This is a genomic window from Endozoicomonas sp., from assembly GCF_031844845.1.
GTDB lineage: Bacteria > Pseudomonadota > Gammaproteobacteria > Pseudomonadales > Endozoicomonadaceae > Endozoicomonas.
The window spans coordinates 1-16,737 of record NZ_JAVRMB020000297.1; the positions used below are offsets into that span (position 1 = coordinate 1).

Consider the following 16,737-nt stretch of genomic DNA (forward strand, 5'->3'; position numbering starts at 1 on the left):
ATCTCTTGCTTTATCTCCTGAGAAGATTATTCAGCAAGAGATTGCTCTGAATGAAATGCTTATCAGCATTCACCGATTACAGCTGGATTTTCTCGATCAGGAAGCCAGGGAATCTCTGCAACAAGCTCAGCAGACATTAAACACCAGCATTCACGCCCTGCCAAAGCGCACCAGCGACCCTGAGGCCAACGAACTCATTACCACTGTCTTAACCCTATGGCCCGTGGTCAGTAAGCATATTATCTGGCTGAGCAGCATTCCTGCCAGTACCGAGCCCCCTGTAGTGAATTCGTTATTGCGGGTACTGGCAAAAATGGATCGCCAGTTACTCCTGCTGAGACAAAAGGCAATGAACTCGCAGTCAGGCGACCGTCAAAAGCTCCGCTTCCTGGAACAAGCGCTCCTTATGCAGCATATGACCCGGGATTACCTTAGCCTGCTGATCGCTGAACAGAACACTGAAGTTACCATTTCAAGCCAAATGCAGCTGAAAGCCCTCACCAGCCGGTTCGATAAACGAATGACAATGTTTAATGAGGAGCTAAGCGAGCATCCACACGCCAGCCAGCCAGTTCACAAGGCGTATGCAGCCTGGGCCTATATTCACAGCAGTTTCAAGAACTTTCCTGAACAACAGGCGCCCGACCTGATCGTGCGCTATAGCCACCGGATTGTCGAAAAACTGTTTTCTATTCAACGAATGTTCTGATAACCGTAATACTGCCCACTTCCTTCCCGCTGTTTTTGTTTGCTGCATTCAAATAATGCTTGCATTAAATAACATGATTTTAATTTCAAATAATGCTATTCGCCGGCAAGACAACAATCGAAATGACGACTACATTTTTCCTTGGATGTGTTTTTATAAATTAGACCCGTGGATTATTACCAGTTGGTTTCAGCAATATCGGGATTCTCTAAATTTCAGTGTGTCCATTGCCTGTAACATAAGCAGTGAGCAAGATAGTCACAACGGAAATTATGGATTGCTGGAGGGCCTGCCTTATTCGATCCCTTTGTTGACTGATAATAATTAACTACTATTTAGCGCTTAGCTTCTGATGGACGGGTCACAACTGAACTTAAAGGATGGATCTATATGACTATATTTGCTGCCGGCAACGCAATAACTATTCCAACATCTCATACTGAATCTCCGGCAAAACATTCAAGTGGTTCATCATCCATGGCAGGTCGTTCTGTAAAACCCGACAACGGAGGGCATGTAACGCTCCCTTCCCTAAGGAGTTCAATCTATGCAGGGGGAGTTGCTGTATTGGCCTTTTTCTCCCAGATGCAACCTGGATCTGCGACTAACGCAACGGCAACCAACTATATCATCAACCAGACAGCAGAAATAATGCTAGATAACATCACTCTGGCAGCGCAAAACGCCGCTGAGTCACTTTCTGATTCCGACTTTAACACTGGAGCCGCTGTCGGTGGGGCTCTGGGAGGCTTGGCCATGCTTGGCATTGGTATCGGATGTTATGTTAACCATAACCGGAATGCACAAATGAACATGCTGAATAATGAGCAGGGCGAAACTGATACGCTAGATAAGGATATAGAGTTGTCCGGGAATACCCCCCAGACCAGTACAACAGTAAATGCAGTAAATGCAGTAAATACAGTAAATACAGTAAATACAGTAAAAACAGAAGTTGAAACGGATGATGGTCAAATGACAAAGTCTGAAGATCAGTCCCTCATTTGTGAAGAAGAGCAGCCACTATCGCCCGAATCAGAGTCAGAGTCAGAGTCAGATATATTTGAGACACAGTAGTGGTGCATACGTAAATAGCAAACAACTCAACACCCACCGGTTAAATCTGGTGGGTTCGTATTACGAACTAAAAATCCGGAGAAACGCTCAAGACCAGTCCTGAAATAATTATCTACTGTTCAGTTAACCGCTTGCTGAATATAAACCTCCGCCTCCCCCCACTCAAAAGGCACAGTAAACTGATCGGTAATCTCGAAAGCTTCCCGCTGAAGAAATGGCTGCAGCGCATAGCTGACCGTAATGACTTTAACGCCCGCCGGTAAATCCGCCAAACGTTCTGCCAATTCAGAAATCACATGATCATCAAGGTCGGATGCATAAAGATAAATCATCGACGCCTCTTCCAAAGGCGATGTCATATAGTCTTCACAGCGGACGTTAACTGATGAAAGTCGCATGCGACGAATAGTTCGATGCAAACGCCAGCAGAAAACCGGTACCTGCTCAACGGCAGTTACCTGACACCCTTTTACTCCGTACAGCCAGATACTGGTAAAACCACTCCCGGCCCCCAACTCAAACACATGATCCTCGGAAGTCACACCGGACTTCTCAGCAATCAGTTCAAGTGAGGTCAGAGGCGTTTCGCCATAAACATAAATATTTTCAGCCTTGATTCGTCGTTGATAACGACGACTGACTGCATAAGGCCCATCCAATAGGTAACTGAGCTTCAGCCATAGCCAGGGAATAACGAATCGTGGCTTTCCGCCATAGCTTTTCACCTCCCTGAGGCTCTGCCGCCATTGATAAAGCCACTGCCTGAAGGCCAGCCGTAACAATTCCCTGTTGAGCTTCATCCCTTTCCCCCCTATTGAAGAGTGATGAAAAACGATCGTGATCTTATTAATACCAGCCACTGTCCAAATCTCAAAATGCTTTATAACGGTTGATGGCGAGATTGATTACTGGAAAGAGGGAGAATCGGTGATGTTTGATGAAATCCATAGCCACTTTGCCGAAAACCATACTATCGCTTTCCGCTGAGCACAGAATGTACTATGTTTTGGCTGAAGAAAGGGAGTTATCACCATGAGTCAAGATACAGCAAAGCCTTCAGACAATTGCCATCAACCCGAAAACAGGCTTTACCCTGAAGACCAGAACCGGGTTGACCAGTATTTAAAGGAAGGGGTTAATGAAGTTGAACGTTCACCGTTCAGGCCTCTGCGTTTAATGGCATGGCTGACCGCTGTTATTCTTGTGCTCGGCGTATTGAGCCGGCTCATTGGCTATTTTGTTATACCCTCTTGATGCTCCGGCTTGCAGGAGCACCGGCAACCAACCAAATATAAATAAATAAATAAAACCGGAATAACTGTGAACAACGACGCTCATTTACACAAGAAGAAAATCATTATTGTTGGTGGTGGTGCCGGAGGCCTGGAGCTGGCCACTCACCTTGGTAAAAAGCTTGGAAAAAAGCAACGTGCTGAAATCACTCTGGTTGATGCTCAAAACACCCACTTCTGGAAACCACTCCTCCATGAAGTTGCTGCAGGCTCACTGAATGCCTTTGAAGATGAGCTAAGCTATCTGGCCCAGGCAAAATGGAATCACTTCCGCTTTATTCCAGGCAAAATGGAAAGCCTGAATCGTGCTGAAAAGTCCATCGGCCTCAGCCCTGTTCTCGATGGTAATGGTCAGCAAATCGTACCCGCCCGAACCCTCAAATACGACCAGCTGGTGATCGCTGTGGGCAGTACTGCCAATGACTTCAATACGCCCGGTGCCCGAGAGCATTGCCTGTTCCTGGATAACCGCCAGCAGGCTGAGCGAATACACACCACGCTGATAAATCATTATCAGCATGCCCAGGCCAGTGGTAACGAATCGTCCAGGCTGCGCATTGCCATTATTGGTGCCGGCGCCACCGGAGTAGAACTGGCTGCCGAACTCCATTTTGCCGGTATTGAACTGGCCAGATATGGTCTTGATGCTATCAAGCCGGAACATCTTGAAGTCACCATCATTGAAGGCGGTGAACGAATCCTGCCAGCGCTCCCTGCCCGGATCAGTAGCAGTGTTCTTAAACAGCTCAATAAAATGGGCATCCGGGTTATGACCCAACAGCTGGTCAGTGAAATCAAGGCGGATGGTGTCACCACCCGTGATGGCGAGTTTATTGAATCTGACCTTAGAATCTGGGCGGCAGGAATTAAAGCGCCTGAGTTTCTGTCTCAAATGGATGGACTGGAAACCAACCGCATCAACCAGTTAATTGTTCGCCCAACGCTACAAACGACACTGGACGACCAGATTTATGCCATGGGTGACTGTGCCAGCTGTACATTAACCGACAGCAAGGATAAAAGCATTACGATCCCACCCCGTGCACAGGCAGCTCACCAACAGGCATCCCTGCTGGCCAAAAGCCTGATTGCCCAGGTTAATGATTCCACTCCACTGGAGTTCAGTTACAAAGATTACGGCTCCCTGATCTCTCTCAGCCGCTTCAGTGCGGTAGGCAACCTGATGGGCGCGATTACCGGAGACATGATGATTGAGGGTACTCTGGCCAAATGGTTCTACATCAGCTTGTACCGAATGCATCAGATGACACTATTTGGCAAACTGAGAACCGGCACGTTGATTTTGAAAGACCTGATCGGCAAAACCACCCGACCCCAGCTTAAGCTCCACTGAATAACGCAGCCCGCTATCCGCCGCCCGCTTCCCGAAAAAGCCAGGCTCGCTTTTGCGGACAACGAGTAACTGGAAACTGGTAACTGAAAGGCATAAAAAAACCGCTGGCAAAAAGGTGCCAACGGCTATTAAAACGGTAATTTGGAAAATGGTGGGTCGTGTGGGATTCGAACCTACGACCAATTGGTTAAAAGCCAACTGCTCTACCAACTGAGCTAACGACCCGTTTTCCTTTCACCGGCATGATCTATATTCATCACACCGTTTAAATAATGGCTCCCCGAGCTGGACTCGAACCAGCGACCCAATGATTAACAGTCATTTGCTCTACCAACTGAGCTATCAGGGAACTAAACGACAGTTTTAATGTACTGACAACATTCTCTCTAATAAAGAGACTCTAATAAAGAGACTCTAATAAAGAGACAAAATGGTGGGTCGTGTGGGATTCGAACCTACGACCAATTGGTTAAAAGCCAACTGCTCTACCAACTGAGCTAACGACCCATTTTCGTTTCAACAGCATGATCTATATTCATCACACCGTTTAAATATTGGCTCCCCGAGCTGGACTCGAACCAGCGACCCAATGATTAACAGTCATTTGCTCTACCAACTGAGCTATCAGGGAACTAAACGACAGTTTTAATGTACTGTCAACATTTTCTTTCGAGAGCCCATTTATGGGCTCAAGACTGTATGGTGGGTCGTGTGGGATTCGAACCTACGACCAATTGGTTAAAAGCCAACTGCTCTACCAACTGAGCTAACGACCCGCTATTCTACAAAACTTTCTACACAACTTTCTACAAAAGCTTAATTCTATTTTTATCACCGATGTTCACCATCAGGATAAAAAAACCGCCAATGCTTGAGGCGGCTCATACTACATCTAAATGTTGTATGGTGGGTCGTGTGGGATTCGAACCTACGACCAATTGGTTAAAAGCCAACTGCTCTACCAACTGAGCTAACGACCCGTATTCGTTTCACGGCATGATCTATATTCATCACACCGTTTAAATAATGGCTCCCCGAGCTGGACTCGAACCAGCGACCCAATGATTAACAGTCATTTGCTCTACCAACTGAGCTATCAGGGAACAGCATTGGGAGGCGACTTGTCGTCACTATCCAACGGCAGCGAATGATAAGGTTATTTCGCCGTGAGTCAAGTATTCCACTGCAAAAAACTTTTAAAAAAAGCTGCATAAGCAGCTTTTTTTACTCGCTGTCTGGTCTTAAAGACCCTCAGCACTCTCAGACAGGTACTTGGCAACACCCTCTGGAGAAGCACTCATACCCTTGTCACCCTTAGTCCAGCCAGCCGGGCAAACTTCGCCGTGCTCTTCATGGAACTGCAGGGCATCAACCAGACGAATCAGTTCATCCATGTTACGGCCCAGTGGCAGGTCATTAACGATCTGGGAGCGGACCAAACCTTCCTTATCGATCAGGAAAGCGCCACGGAAAGCCACACCGCCTTCAGACTCAACATCATAAGACTTACAAATGTCGTGTGTCATATCAGCAGCCAGCGTGTATTTTACCTGCCCGATACCACCCTTATCCACAGGGGTATTACGCCATGCGTTATGGGTAAAGTGGGAATCAATGGAAACACCGATCACTTCAACGCCGCGCTCCTGGAAAGCATCCATACGGTGATCCAGAGCGATCAGCTCAGAAGGACAAACGAACGTGAAGTCCAGCGGATAGAAAAACAGCAGACCGTACTTACCACGGATGGCTTCGGACAGAGTAAAAGCATCAACAATAGAGCCATCACCCAGTACTGCTGGCACTGTAAAATCAGGAGCCTTCTTGCCTACTAAAACGCCCATACGTGTATCTCCAATGGTTTACAAAGTTATGCGCTTTCTAACGGAAGTCTCGATCTGACACCGCTCCGCACTGAATAACGCACCACAAAAAACTGCGAACATAATAATACACAGGACTACGGTATTCGCCTACCACGACAATGGTAAATAACTAGAAATTTCACTGCCAACCACAAAAATCCCGGCAAAAAACAGCGAAATACTTACTCCGCCAATAATTAGCCAAACAATAAAGTCAAGTGTTTTTCTACCGGCTCATAGAGAGCGCCTTATTCTGGCAAACGGCAAGATGACCAACGCTTTTTTTCCGGGCGACTCATGATTCGTTGAACTTTTCAGGAATAAGAAGATCGAATAAGAAGATCGAAGAAATTTCATAACCTCTTGTTTCAGGCTAAATTAATTTATGATGTCTTCAGCCCGATCGTCGTCCACGGCTTCCCTCGTCCCTTATGACCCAGAAAAAAAGAACGCCTCCCCTGCATCCGTGAGCTCTAGTAGCTCACGGAATGTTTCCCCGCACTCTTACCCATCAAAAAAAATGCCTTTTGCTTCACCCGATGATAAAGGTCAGAACGATAAGCTATTGAAGAGTGTTGTTGATAAACTCGAGACATTAAAATTTACCGATGAAGCCTCTTCTTCATTAGTAAAACCAATAGCCAGAAGTGCAGAGTCCTTACATACAGAAAAAAGGATACAAAGGCCTTGCGAAACATTATATAACCCCAGGCCATTACCTGAAGACTCACACCATACAATAGGGACGGAACCGGGAAACCCCCAAGCTAAATTCGCTTTTGTAAAATACCAGCCAATCAGTTCCACATCACAACCAGCAAGCCCAGCGAAAATAATGAGTGACCCTTCAGAATTATCTCAAGACACCCGTTCAGCCATAAGAGAACCTTTTGTTGAAAAGCCCTGTCAGGCATCACCAGTCTTTAAGCAGCCGCTCCCTCTGTTACGCCAACTTTCACCTGCGCCAGAGAAAATGTTCTCGTCGAACCAGAATTACTCCATATACAAGCGACAATCTTCAGCCCCGGAAAAAATGCAACATAATACAGAAGGGCAACACCTGACTGAAAATACCGCTACAATACAAAATAAAAGGCAATGGCATTCCACTGAGCAGCACCACAGGACTTCAGCAATGGAAAGTGAGGGATACTTAGTCGATCCTGCGAATCAATCTCCATCATCTCCACAACACCATTCCCTGCCTTCCAGCTTTAAACTGTGTGGAGAAGGTTATGAGGATATAGATAGCGTTAGAAAGAAAATAAAAAAAGAATAGCTATACGCTTTTTGGAGGATAAAAAGAAAAGTTTTATAAGTGCTCCTCCCTCGACAGACAGGAACCAATACCGAAGGACAGATACGGGGGGAAGCTGGAAAGGCGACCAGGCTCCACCTGCGCAGAGACTGGTCACCATTTATTCATCTAATCAACCATCCGTCTTTTCAGAAGAACCGGCAGCTTCCGAAATCAGCTTCTGCAGCTCACCACTGTTATACATATCAATAATAATATCACTGCCACCGATCAGCTCGCCCTTAATCCACAGCTGAGGAAAGGTTGGCCAGTTAGCATACTTCGGCAGATTGGCACGAATCTCAGGATTAGCCAGCACATCAACAAAAGCGAACTGCTCACCACAGGCCATCAGAATCTGGGTAGCCTTGGAAGAAAAACCACACTGCGGCAATTTGGGAGAGCCTTTCATGTACAGCAGAATAGTATGGGACTCAATCTGATCTTTTATTTGCTCCATTACGTCCATGAGACGACCTCTCTTCATTGGAATCATTAAGCAGGGTATTTTAATGAAAATACCTGACTGTCACCATATGTTATTACCTATATTCCGATAGATAAAAATAACTATCATAAAAACAACAAGTTACAAATAAACCCAGAAATTCAAAATACAAAAAGGCGATGTAACACCCATACCCCCTTCCATGTAAAAGTCTGAACAAGAAACCATACACCGTTTTTTCTGGATAAATTTCATTCTCTATTGACCCATCTACTGGTATAGGGTTCAGAATCAACCTCGTATTCACCAGGAAGGCCCTATGCTGACGGTTACCCAACTGGCCAGAAGGTACGACATATCCCGAACCGTCATTCTCTACTACGAGCGTGAGGGCCTGTTTATGCCCCATTTTCGCTCAGCGAATGGCTATCGCTGGTATGGAATCGATGAATTCAAACGTCTTGAAGCCATCATGGCCTATCGTGCTTTTGGTATTCCGGTAAGTAGCATAGCCCCCCACTTCTTGACCGTGAAGACAATAGGGAACAAGAGCGCATTTTGCATGACCAGTTGACGGCTCTTGAACAAGAGATTCAGAAACTGCGTCATCAGCAAAAAGCCATTGTCATGTTACTAAAACAACCTTCATTGCTGGAGCAAAGTATGGTCAACAAAGATCGCTGGGTAGAAATCATGAAAGCCGCAGGCTTCAACGAGCAGGACATGAAAAACTGGCATCAACAGTTTGAAAAAATGGAACCTGAAGCTCATCAGGAATTTCTTGAGTCCCTGGAGATTGACAAAGAAGAAATTTCCAAAATTCGAGACTGGTCCAGACAGCCTTAGGATTTGGCTCTAAATAATATCTGCATTTCCTGAAATTGGTTAAGACCGTTATCCGTTGCCCGCAAAAGTACAAACGTACCCGGATCTTTCGGGTAACGGGCATCAGGCAACGTTCGCTGAAACAGGGAAGTTATTAAAGGGTCGCTCCTTAGCTCTATTCATACCAACGGGCAAACCCTGAGAAAGCAAAAATAGCTGCCCCAAATCACGGACTAACCAGTATACATAGGGGTTTGACCCCTTGTCCCTTGTAGATTTCCGCCTTTCCTGCCAACATCGTTTGACCTACTCTTTATTGGCCAGAGAAACTGCCAGCTGGAATCAGCCATGTACGTACCGGAAAAACCCCTTCACTCATACCCCTGGTGGCTCAAGCCCTTTTTCTGGAGCCAGAAACGCCGCTATGGAAAAGTCCTTAAGCCCGGCTTGTTATGGGGCAGGGTGCCAACGCTGTTTGCTGCTGTAGCCGCTCTTTATGGTGTTCTGGATCGCAAAAAATCCCCCCTGTCTCCGGAACTTCGCTCACTGGTTACGGTCAGAGTTTCCCAGGTTAACTGGTGTGCTTTCTGCGTTGACGTTAACGCCATGACCCTGGCGAAACGTGCTGGCAGTATGGACAAGGTTGAAGCACTGGACGATTGGCAAAACTCTGGCCTTTTCAGCGAAAAGGAACGAATTGCGCTGGAATATACGGAAGCAGTCACCTATAGCGACCGTCAGGTAACACCAGAACTGATGAAGCGGTTAAAAGAGTATTTTGATAATGACTCCGTCATAGAGCTCACAGGACTTATTGCGTTCCAGAACATGTCCAGCAAGTTTAATGCTGCGCTTGATGTGCCTGCAGAAGGTTTCTGCAAAATACCCGGAAAAACATCTGAGCAGTGAGTATTCAATCCATCATCAAACCGGCAATTACTCTGTTATTGATCATCGTTGCACTGGTAATCCCACCGGTTCGTGAATGGCTATCAGAGATGATCCATATTTTATCATCCGTAGATATTGACCAGGTGCGACTGTATATCCTGAGCTTTGGAGCTTGGGCACCACTGGTTTCTGCGTTGATGATGATACTCCAGGCTGTGTTAGCGCCACTTCCAGCCTTTCTGATCACTTTTGCCAACGCAGCTGTATTTGGTTGGTGGCAGGGTGCGCTGCTCTCCTGGAGCAGTGCCATGGTGGCAGCGATGCTCTGTTTTTTCCTTGCTCGGTGGTTCGGCCGGGGCTTTGTGGCAAAACTCACCAGCCACTTTGCCCTTGAGCAAGTGGATCAGTTTTTTGCCCGTCATGGTCAGTACACTGTCCTCATCGCCCGACTACTGCCGTTTATTTCATTTGATATTGTCAGCTATGGTGCCGGACTGACATCAATGAAACTCAGGCACTTCCTTATAGCCACGGGTATTGGCCAACTACCCGCCACGCTGATTTACTCCTACGCAGGCGGAATGCTGACCGGCGGAAGCCGCCTTTTGGTAACCGCCCTTCTGACACTGTTTGCTCTCACCGTTCTGGTCTTTTTCCTGAAGGCTATCTATTTTCGGAAATCAGGGACCGCTTCGAATGTATAAAAAACAGTTACCATCCTGCACTCATTCTTTTACTCACTGGCACTTTTTGCTGATCATACTGGCTTTGTTGCCTTTTCGATTATTACAAGCCGCACCGCAAGACTATTTTATCAGTGCTGAGACCGTTGCCAGCAATCTGAAACACTATCTCCTGATCGATGCCAGGGAATACTCTACATACCTCAAGGGGCATATTCCGGGTGCCCGCTCCGTTCAGTGGCAATCCCTTTCTGATATGAACGGAAAAGCGGGCAGCGAAACATGGGGCACAGTACTCAATAATCAGGCGCTGGAATACCAGATTCAAAAGCATGGCCTGGACTCTACCGATAATATTGTCGTTTATGCAGACGCCCATCAGGGCTGGGGAGAAGATGGTCGCATTGCCTGGAGTTTGAGAGTAGCCGGGTTAAAGAATGTCCGGATTCTCGATGGCGGATACACACTCTGGAAGTCAAAAGGACTGAAAACCACCATCATCCCCACACTGTTCAATATCAGAAGTGATTACCAGATAACCCTCCGGGACACTTCATCAACCATTCATACCAAAGCCTTCTACAGGGACTACGCACAGTTTCGTGTTATCGACTCACGCTCGCCGGAAGAGTATCTCGGAAAAATGGACCTTGGTGAATACCGGAAAGGCCATCTGCCCGGCGCGGTAAACCTGCCATTTCAGCAGCTACTCACACCCGGTGGGGTGTTAAAATCATTTGACGAGATCAGTCAGATGTTATCCGATCTGGACATCCACAAAACCAGCCCTATTGTTGTTTATTGCACCGCAGGTATCCGTTCTGCCTATTGGGTTATGGTGCTGAAAGCGGCTGGTTACACCAACGTCAGGAATTATACGCCCTCTTTTTATCACTGGGCTGCGCTATCCTACACACCGATTGAATGACAATTTGAAAATACAGTCTTTGTTTTCTTGAAAACCCATTGCTGTTGCTATTGAACCAACAGGAGACGACCTTGAATGGAACCCCTAAAGCGCGTTCTGCGCGAAACTTTTGCGCTCTGTTTTCGTGCAGCGCTTTTTTCCACATCGCTTTTTTTCATTACTACCCTGAATGGCTGCAGAATGATCGATCAGGACAATACACACTATCCTCTGGAAGAAGTTTCTCTATCTCAACTAAAACAGTGGCAAGCCAACTCTCAGCCTCTCCTCATTATCGATACACGATCCGACCATTTCTTCAATGGCTGGCCCGCTGGCAAAGATATAAAACAGGGACACATTAAAGGAGCTATCAGCTTTCAACCTCACTGGCTTGATCTGGTCTCAGGGCTTGGTTTTGGCGCTTTAAAAAAACAGCACCAGCTACTCAGCCGCAAGGGAATCACATCAGATCAGACGCTGGTCATATACGATAATGACGACGGCGCTTCAAACAAAAGCTCAGACAAGCTCTACCAGCAGTTGAAACAGCTTGGTTATGAACAGGTCTACCGCCTGAAAGGGGGTATCAAGGCATGGGGGGACGCCGGTTATGAAACGGTAGTTTTGCCCAGATACAGGCAGCTGGTTCATCCACAATGGTTGCAACAGCAACTGACCCTGACGGGAAACCAGCGGCCTGTTATTCTTGAAGTAGGTCAGGATGCACAGTTTCACTATTTCACCGGTCATATACCCAGTGCCGTTTATCTGGAAACCACGGACATTGAGTGGAATCAGGGAACCCCTTCATGGAACTTTGTACCCGACAGTCGCCTGACCAGCGTTCTGACTCAATATGGCATTGATAAAGAGACAACCGTTGTTGTTTATGCTGATAACCTGGCAATGGGAGCCTATCGCGCAGCACTGGCCCTGCTCTATTCGGGCGTATCCGATGTGCGGGTTCTCAATGGCGGTAAACAGGCATGGCAGGATCAGGGGTATGCACTGGAAACTGGCAAGCGTTACCCTGAACCATCCGATAATCCTACTCTCGAAGTAGCGAATAACAGTAATTTCGTCATCAATATTCCCCAAGCCAGAGCACTGCCTGATAATCCGAATGCCATTCTGGCCAGCGTTATGACCCGCGATGAATTCGATGGGAAAAAACCCGGTTACACCTATTACAGCAAGGCTGGCCACATTCCCGGAGCCATACTATTGGAAAATGGTGACAGTGCCTACGACATGCTCAATTATCAGGATATCGATGGCACCATGCGCGCCTGGACAGAGATAGAAACCATGTGGAATGAAAAAGGAATTTCCGCAGATAAGGAAGTGAGTTTTTATTGCGGTACTGGCTGGCGTGCCAGTGAAGCATTTTTTGCAGCGTACCTGATGGGATGGAAAAAAATCAGTGTCTTTGATGATGGCTGGATTGGCTGGAGTATGGATCCGGCTAACCCTACCATCCCGGAAAAAAGCAGCCAAACCAGTCAGTAGTTTTTTTATAAGCGTATCGGGAGGGAACCATGCCCCTCCCGGACACATCAGGAGATCACTATTTGCTAACACTATTTTTACAATAAAGGCTGAGATTATCGCAGTACCTGCCAGTACAACGCACTCCCGCAACATAGCCACTACCACAATAGCCCTGACCCGATTCTTCAGAAAAGGCCTTTTTCCATGCCCCTCCGGTTCCCCGTCCATCCCTCAATTGCAGGGAAACCTTGTCACAGTACCGCCCTTTACAACTCATACCGACAACCACTTTTCCATCATGTTTGTAAAAGTTTCTTCTTTCCTCAGAAAAGTAGGGAGAACTTTGCACCGGACCACTGATCTCCAGACCCGGCATTTCGCTGCACTTTAATTGTTTGTTATCACAATATCGTCCCTTGCACTTAACCCCGGTGACAACATATCCCTTTGGACACATTTGTTTGCCGGAACGCTCTTCTGAAAACCATTTCGTGAATACATCACTCTTCTTGCCCCCGAAATCCGGATAGCCTGACGGTTTAAATCTATTTAGATTGTGTAGAAAATTATCATCTTTAAGTGGAATCGTCGCTGAGTCATAATCGAAGGCATTCAGTCTAGCGATCATGCCCCCATTATCGAGACCATCCCCCCTCAGCTTTTCCCAACTGACTAATGGAGGTGTGACAAATTTTCCATAAGGATTTTCAGCCTTTTCATTTCTTTTGGCGAATCGCAGAGCATGGGTCAAACCACCATCCTTATGATAAACAATTTTCAAATGCCCCCTGTCAAATGGCAGGTCAGCTGCCAGTTTTGTACTAAGTTTTCCATGGGCACTGGCACTGCCATGGGTCATTTTTCCGTTTTTGGTCCAGACTGCCGCATATTCCCAATCATGCCGGTGTCCACCAAAAAACCGGGAAATCTGATCCTTTTCAAAGTAAATTGCATAAAAATGCCCACAATATGTAGAACCATTACTGGAAACGCATTGATAGCGATGAAGGGTGTTGGATGTTTTCAGGAAGTTTTTTGACCGACAGTTTTCAGTTAAACTTCCTGAAATTCCCACCCCCCCATTTTTTTCTCCTTTCCGGCTGATACCTGAACTGGGTAAACAACCATTGCCATCGAAATCAAAAACAGGGGCTAATCGGGCAACAAACTCTCCTGATAATCCGCCATCAAGTCTTTTAAAGTCAGTAGCCTGAACCGTGGCAGTCAATAGCAACGATAAAAACGCCCCTATGACAATACCGCAACCACTTATAATCTCAGTACTTTTTTTAATTTTCCAATAATCAATCGTATTTAATGTGAACATCCTTGTTCTCCTTTATACAACCGGCATCCTGCTTCCGGATTGGTCAAAACCAGTGTTTAAGCCCTTAATATCCTTGAAAATACTTGATGACAATTCCACCTATGGCTCCATCAAATGACAACTCACAATAATTAATGATGGCTGGTAAAACAGGATTCATCCAATAATACAAAGGTATCATGACGATACTGAAAACACCGAAAAGGGGGCTGAAGCGAACCAACTATTTATTTCAAAAAATCGTTTCTCGCTCCCCATTTCGCCCTGGGGAGACAAACTGTCCCTCCCCACTCAAACCCCAGTATTGAAGGGCAACGCCAGCTCTGACAGGCATTACCACGAAATACCTGTGAGAATGAGAGTCAGGCTTAAACGTCTGACAGCGGTGGCTCCTTCACTTAATCTATTTATTGTACAAATGTTCAACTTTTGGGATATTAGCTCTCAGCCCATTAATCCGGGTATCGTGGGCCGGGTGTGTACTCATAAACTCAGGTACGTTCTTACTACTTTGCGCCGACATCTTTTGCCACAGGGTAACCGCTGCCCTCGGGTTATAACCAGCCCTGGCCATCAGCTCCAGACCGATCAGGTCGGCTTCAGCCTCATTAGTGCGACTGTTTGGCAGGGTCAGTGCATAATTCACGACGGAACTGCCAATGCTCATCACCCCAGGGCTGACACCCAGCAAAATAGCCAGAGTATCCTGACCTAACTGCACGGCATAAGCCTGAGACATAGCCTCACGCCCGTGCTCTCTCAGGGCATGGGCCATTTCGTGCCCCATAATGGCGGCAATTTCATCGTCCGTCAGTTTCAGGGTGTCAATAATCCCGGTATAAAACATGATCTTGCCCCCTGGCATACAGTAGGCATTGAGCTGTTTATCGGTTATCAGGTTGACTTCCCACTGCCAGCTGCGAGCGTCCTGCCTGAACACGCCAACGTGGGAGACCAGACGGTCGGCAATGGTACGCAGTCGTTTAACGTCGGCCGGTTTCTTATTCAGTACCTCTTTTTTCCGGCCTTTCTTTAACGCTTCCTGATAGGCCTCCACCGACATGGCGTTGACCTGATCCCCGGACAACAGGGAAAACATCGTCTGCTCCCGATGAACACCGATAGCCCCCGAATTGGTTGTCGAGACAGTCTGACACCCGGTCAGGAAAACACACAGGCTAACGCCCAGAACCTTTAACCACTTCATGCCCATTACCTGTTTTTGCAAAACTCGATACTTCATTATTTATTATCTTTATCTGATGGCTCCAGCCATTGCTCCAAACGCTGACACGCTGCAAACAGCCTCGGACAATACTGCCGAACAAAGTCTTCTGGCTGGTACTGCCCTTCTGCCACTGCATCCAGTGCCCTGGCTCCATCAAAGTCCACAAAAGCCATTCTGACCAATAACTGGTCTGCCATTAAACCAAAATCGCTGCCAGGAAGCATCGCCACACCGGTTTCTGATAGCAACGCATTACAAAGTTCCGTTGCAGAGGCTATCCCACGCCCCTTAAGCTGCTCACGAAATGCTGCAAAACTGACAAACAGATAAAAGCCCCCAACCGGGTTGGCCATACGCAGCCCCAGGCTGCGTAACGACTTCACCATATACCCGGCAATCAGTGCCAGCACCTGCCGACTGTGTTCAAGATAGCGGGTAATTTCCGGATTCTCTGAAAAAGCGGTACAGGCCGCATATTGAATTGGAGCGCTGGTTGAAGTAAACGTTTCACTGGCAATCACCGCCATGGCATCCTGCAAATTTCGCAGCTCTTGCGGAAAAACCATGGTTCCCAGCCGCCAGCCGCCAGCACCACACCACTTGCTCAACCCGCCACTGAGAATCGTGCCCTCAGGATAAAAGGAGGCCATGGAGTGATGCTCACCGGAAAACCGGGTTTCACCGTATATTTCATCCGCAATAATAATAATCTTCTGGCGTCTGGCTACTTCAGCCAACGCCTGTAGATGTTCCGGCTCATAGCTGGCACCGGTTGGGTTTGATGGGTAATTCAGCAGCAGGAAACGGGCCTGATCTCCCGGTGGCGGCAACTGATCGAGCTGCCCTGGAAAAATCCTCCACCCATTATCCATATCTGTGGGTAAGTAACGAACCTTACGCCCCAGCATCACTGCCTGGGGAGCATAGGATACCCAACTGGGAGCAGGCAAGATCAGTTCAGCCTGACAGGCCATCTGAATATTAAACAGCAATTCCTTGGAGCCGGGACCAATCAGTACTGATTCAGCGTCCACATCCAGACCATCTCTGCGCTGGTAATAATCAGCAACTGCCTGACGCAAAGCCAGAAGCCCCCGAACCGGCAGATAATCTTTTTCATGGGCATGTTTCTGCAGGCTTTTCACCACAATATCCGGTACAGGAAAGGGAGACTGACCCAACCCGAGACGGATAATATCCCGCCCTTCTTTCAGGAGTTGCTGGCTGAGTTCATTGATTTGTAATGTCGCTGATGGGCCAAGAGCCTGCACCTTGGGGTTGAGCTGACTTTCGTGAATCATGGTTCTGGCATCCTTGCGCTGGCTGGCGCATCACTCACT

18 protein-coding genes and 7 tRNA genes are annotated in these 16,737 nt (G+C 47.2%); 12 read left to right on the top strand and 13 right to left on the bottom strand.

Features of this window, described 5'->3' with window-relative positions:
* Together RM811_RS16150 and RM811_RS16155 are read left to right on the top strand one after the other, a co-directional pair.
* Nucleotides 1-709 (top strand): hypothetical protein (locus RM811_RS16150; protein ID WP_402526322.1); only part of this gene is annotated, 709 nt, incomplete at its 5' end.
* A gap of 390 nt (nucleotides 710-1,099) precedes the next feature.
* Nucleotides 1,100-1,786, top strand: coding sequence for a hypothetical protein (locus RM811_RS16155; RefSeq protein WP_402526325.1), 687 nt, complete (start codon nucleotides 1,100-1,102; stop codon nucleotides 1,784-1,786).
* A gap of 119 nt (nucleotides 1,787-1,905) precedes the next feature.
* On the opposite strand, the gene RM811_RS16160 is transcribed toward RM811_RS16155, so the two are convergent.
* Nucleotides 1,906-2,586: an SAM-dependent methyltransferase gene (locus RM811_RS16160; protein ID WP_402526328.1), complete on the bottom strand. Its 681-nt coding sequence runs from the start codon at nucleotides 2,584-2,586 to the stop codon at nucleotides 1,906-1,908.
* 37 nt (nucleotides 2,587-2,623) lie between these two features.
* Between RM811_RS16160 and RM811_RS16165 the strand changes: the two genes are divergently transcribed.
* The 3 genes from RM811_RS16165 (at nucleotide 2,624) to RM811_RS16175 (ending at nucleotide 4,432) form a co-directional block, all read left to right on the top strand.
* Nucleotides 2,624-2,773, top strand: a complete 150-nt coding sequence (locus RM811_RS16165; RefSeq protein WP_402526331.1) for an aspartyl/asparaginyl beta-hydroxylase domain-containing protein — start codon at nucleotides 2,624-2,626, stop codon at nucleotides 2,771-2,773.
* A 45-nt stretch (nucleotides 2,774-2,818) separates the two neighbouring features.
* On the top strand, nucleotides 2,819-3,040 hold the full coding sequence (locus RM811_RS16170; RefSeq protein WP_402526334.1) for a DUF3094 family protein: 222 nt from the start codon (nucleotides 2,819-2,821) through the stop codon (nucleotides 3,038-3,040).
* Between the two features lie 66 nt (nucleotides 3,041-3,106).
* The gene (locus RM811_RS16175; protein ID WP_402526337.1) at nucleotides 3,107-4,432 is read left to right on the top strand and encodes an NAD(P)/FAD-dependent oxidoreductase; all 1,326 of its coding nucleotides are present in this window, start codon (nucleotides 3,107-3,109) and stop codon (nucleotides 4,430-4,432) included.
* 149 nt (nucleotides 4,433-4,581) lie between these two features.
* On the opposite strand, the gene RM811_RS16180 is transcribed toward RM811_RS16175, so the two are convergent.
* From RM811_RS16180 to RM811_RS16215, 8 genes are all read right to left on the bottom strand, one after another.
* Nucleotides 4,582-4,657, bottom strand: a tRNA-Lys gene (locus RM811_RS16180).
* Between the two features lie 48 nt (nucleotides 4,658-4,705).
* Nucleotides 4,706-4,781 (bottom strand) — tRNA-Asn (locus tag RM811_RS16185).
* Between the two features lie 82 nt (nucleotides 4,782-4,863).
* Nucleotides 4,864-4,939, bottom strand: a tRNA-Lys gene (locus RM811_RS16190).
* A 48-nt stretch (nucleotides 4,940-4,987) separates the two neighbouring features.
* A tRNA-Asn gene (locus RM811_RS16195) sits at nucleotides 4,988-5,063 on the bottom strand.
* Between the two features lie 69 nt (nucleotides 5,064-5,132).
* A tRNA-Lys gene (locus RM811_RS16200) sits at nucleotides 5,133-5,208 on the bottom strand.
* Nucleotides 5,209-5,336: 128 nt separating this feature from the next.
* A tRNA-Lys gene (locus RM811_RS16205) sits at nucleotides 5,337-5,412 on the bottom strand.
* A 47-nt stretch (nucleotides 5,413-5,459) separates the two neighbouring features.
* Nucleotides 5,460-5,535 (bottom strand) — tRNA-Asn (locus tag RM811_RS16210).
* A gap of 138 nt (nucleotides 5,536-5,673) precedes the next feature.
* Complete coding sequence (locus tag RM811_RS16215; RefSeq protein ID WP_402526340.1) at nucleotides 5,674-6,276, bottom strand: peroxiredoxin; 603 nt, start codon at nucleotides 6,274-6,276, stop codon at nucleotides 5,674-5,676.
* Between the two features lie 856 nt (nucleotides 6,277-7,132).
* On the opposite strand from RM811_RS16215, the gene RM811_RS16220 reads away from it, so the two are divergent.
* Nucleotides 7,133-7,576, top strand: coding sequence for a hypothetical protein (locus tag RM811_RS16220; protein ID WP_402526343.1), 444 nt, complete (start codon nucleotides 7,133-7,135; stop codon nucleotides 7,574-7,576).
* 151 nt (nucleotides 7,577-7,727) lie between these two features.
* On the opposite strand, the gene grxD is transcribed toward RM811_RS16220, so the two are convergent.
* Nucleotides 7,728-8,063, bottom strand: a complete 336-nt coding sequence (gene grxD / locus RM811_RS16225) for a Grx4 family monothiol glutaredoxin (protein ID WP_402526346.1) — start codon at nucleotides 8,061-8,063, stop codon at nucleotides 7,728-7,730.
* A 298-nt stretch (nucleotides 8,064-8,361) separates the two neighbouring features.
* Between grxD and RM811_RS16230 the strand changes: the two genes are divergently transcribed.
* From RM811_RS16230 to RM811_RS16255, 6 genes are all read left to right on the top strand, one after another.
* On the top strand, nucleotides 8,362-8,616 hold the full coding sequence (locus RM811_RS16230) for a MerR family transcriptional regulator (RefSeq protein WP_402526349.1): 255 nt from the start codon (nucleotides 8,362-8,364) through the stop codon (nucleotides 8,614-8,616).
* A complete protein-coding gene (locus RM811_RS16235) occupies nucleotides 8,601-8,888 on the top strand; it encodes a hypothetical protein (protein WP_402526352.1) in 288 nt (95 codons plus the stop codon). Before RM811_RS16230 ends, RM811_RS16235 begins: the two co-directional genes overlap by 16 nt.
* A gap of 327 nt (nucleotides 8,889-9,215) precedes the next feature.
* On the top strand, nucleotides 9,216-9,776 hold the full coding sequence (locus RM811_RS16240; RefSeq protein WP_402526355.1) for a carboxymuconolactone decarboxylase family protein: 561 nt from the start codon (nucleotides 9,216-9,218) through the stop codon (nucleotides 9,774-9,776).
* Nucleotides 9,773-10,462: a TVP38/TMEM64 family protein gene (locus RM811_RS16245; RefSeq protein ID WP_402526358.1), complete on the top strand. Its 690-nt coding sequence runs from the start codon at nucleotides 9,773-9,775 to the stop codon at nucleotides 10,460-10,462. Before RM811_RS16240 ends, RM811_RS16245 begins: the two co-directional genes overlap by 4 nt.
* On the top strand, nucleotides 10,455-11,369 hold the full coding sequence (locus RM811_RS16250; protein ID WP_402526361.1) for a sulfurtransferase: 915 nt from the start codon (nucleotides 10,455-10,457) through the stop codon (nucleotides 11,367-11,369). Before RM811_RS16245 ends, RM811_RS16250 begins: the two co-directional genes overlap by 8 nt.
* A gap of 75 nt (nucleotides 11,370-11,444) precedes the next feature.
* Nucleotides 11,445-12,860: a rhodanese-like domain-containing protein gene (locus RM811_RS16255; protein ID WP_402526364.1), complete on the top strand. Its 1,416-nt coding sequence runs from the start codon at nucleotides 11,445-11,447 to the stop codon at nucleotides 12,858-12,860.
* Between the two features lie 58 nt (nucleotides 12,861-12,918).
* Here the strand turns inward: RM811_RS16255 and RM811_RS16260 are convergent, their stop codons facing one another.
* The 3 genes from RM811_RS16260 to RM811_RS16270 form a co-directional block, all read right to left on the bottom strand.
* Nucleotides 12,919-14,169, bottom strand: coding sequence for an NPP1 family protein (locus tag RM811_RS16260; RefSeq protein ID WP_402526367.1), 1,251 nt, complete (start codon nucleotides 14,167-14,169; stop codon nucleotides 12,919-12,921).
* 403 nt (nucleotides 14,170-14,572) lie between these two features.
* Nucleotides 14,573-15,412, bottom strand: coding sequence for a M48 family metallopeptidase (locus RM811_RS16265; protein WP_402526370.1), 840 nt, complete (start codon nucleotides 15,410-15,412; stop codon nucleotides 14,573-14,575).
* Nucleotides 15,412-16,698: a pyridoxal phosphate-dependent aminotransferase gene (locus RM811_RS16270; protein ID WP_402526373.1), complete on the bottom strand. Its 1,287-nt coding sequence runs from the start codon at nucleotides 16,696-16,698 to the stop codon at nucleotides 15,412-15,414. The genes RM811_RS16265 and RM811_RS16270 overlap by 1 nt, the downstream gene beginning before the upstream one ends.
* Nucleotides 16,699-16,737: the final 39 nt, after the last annotated feature.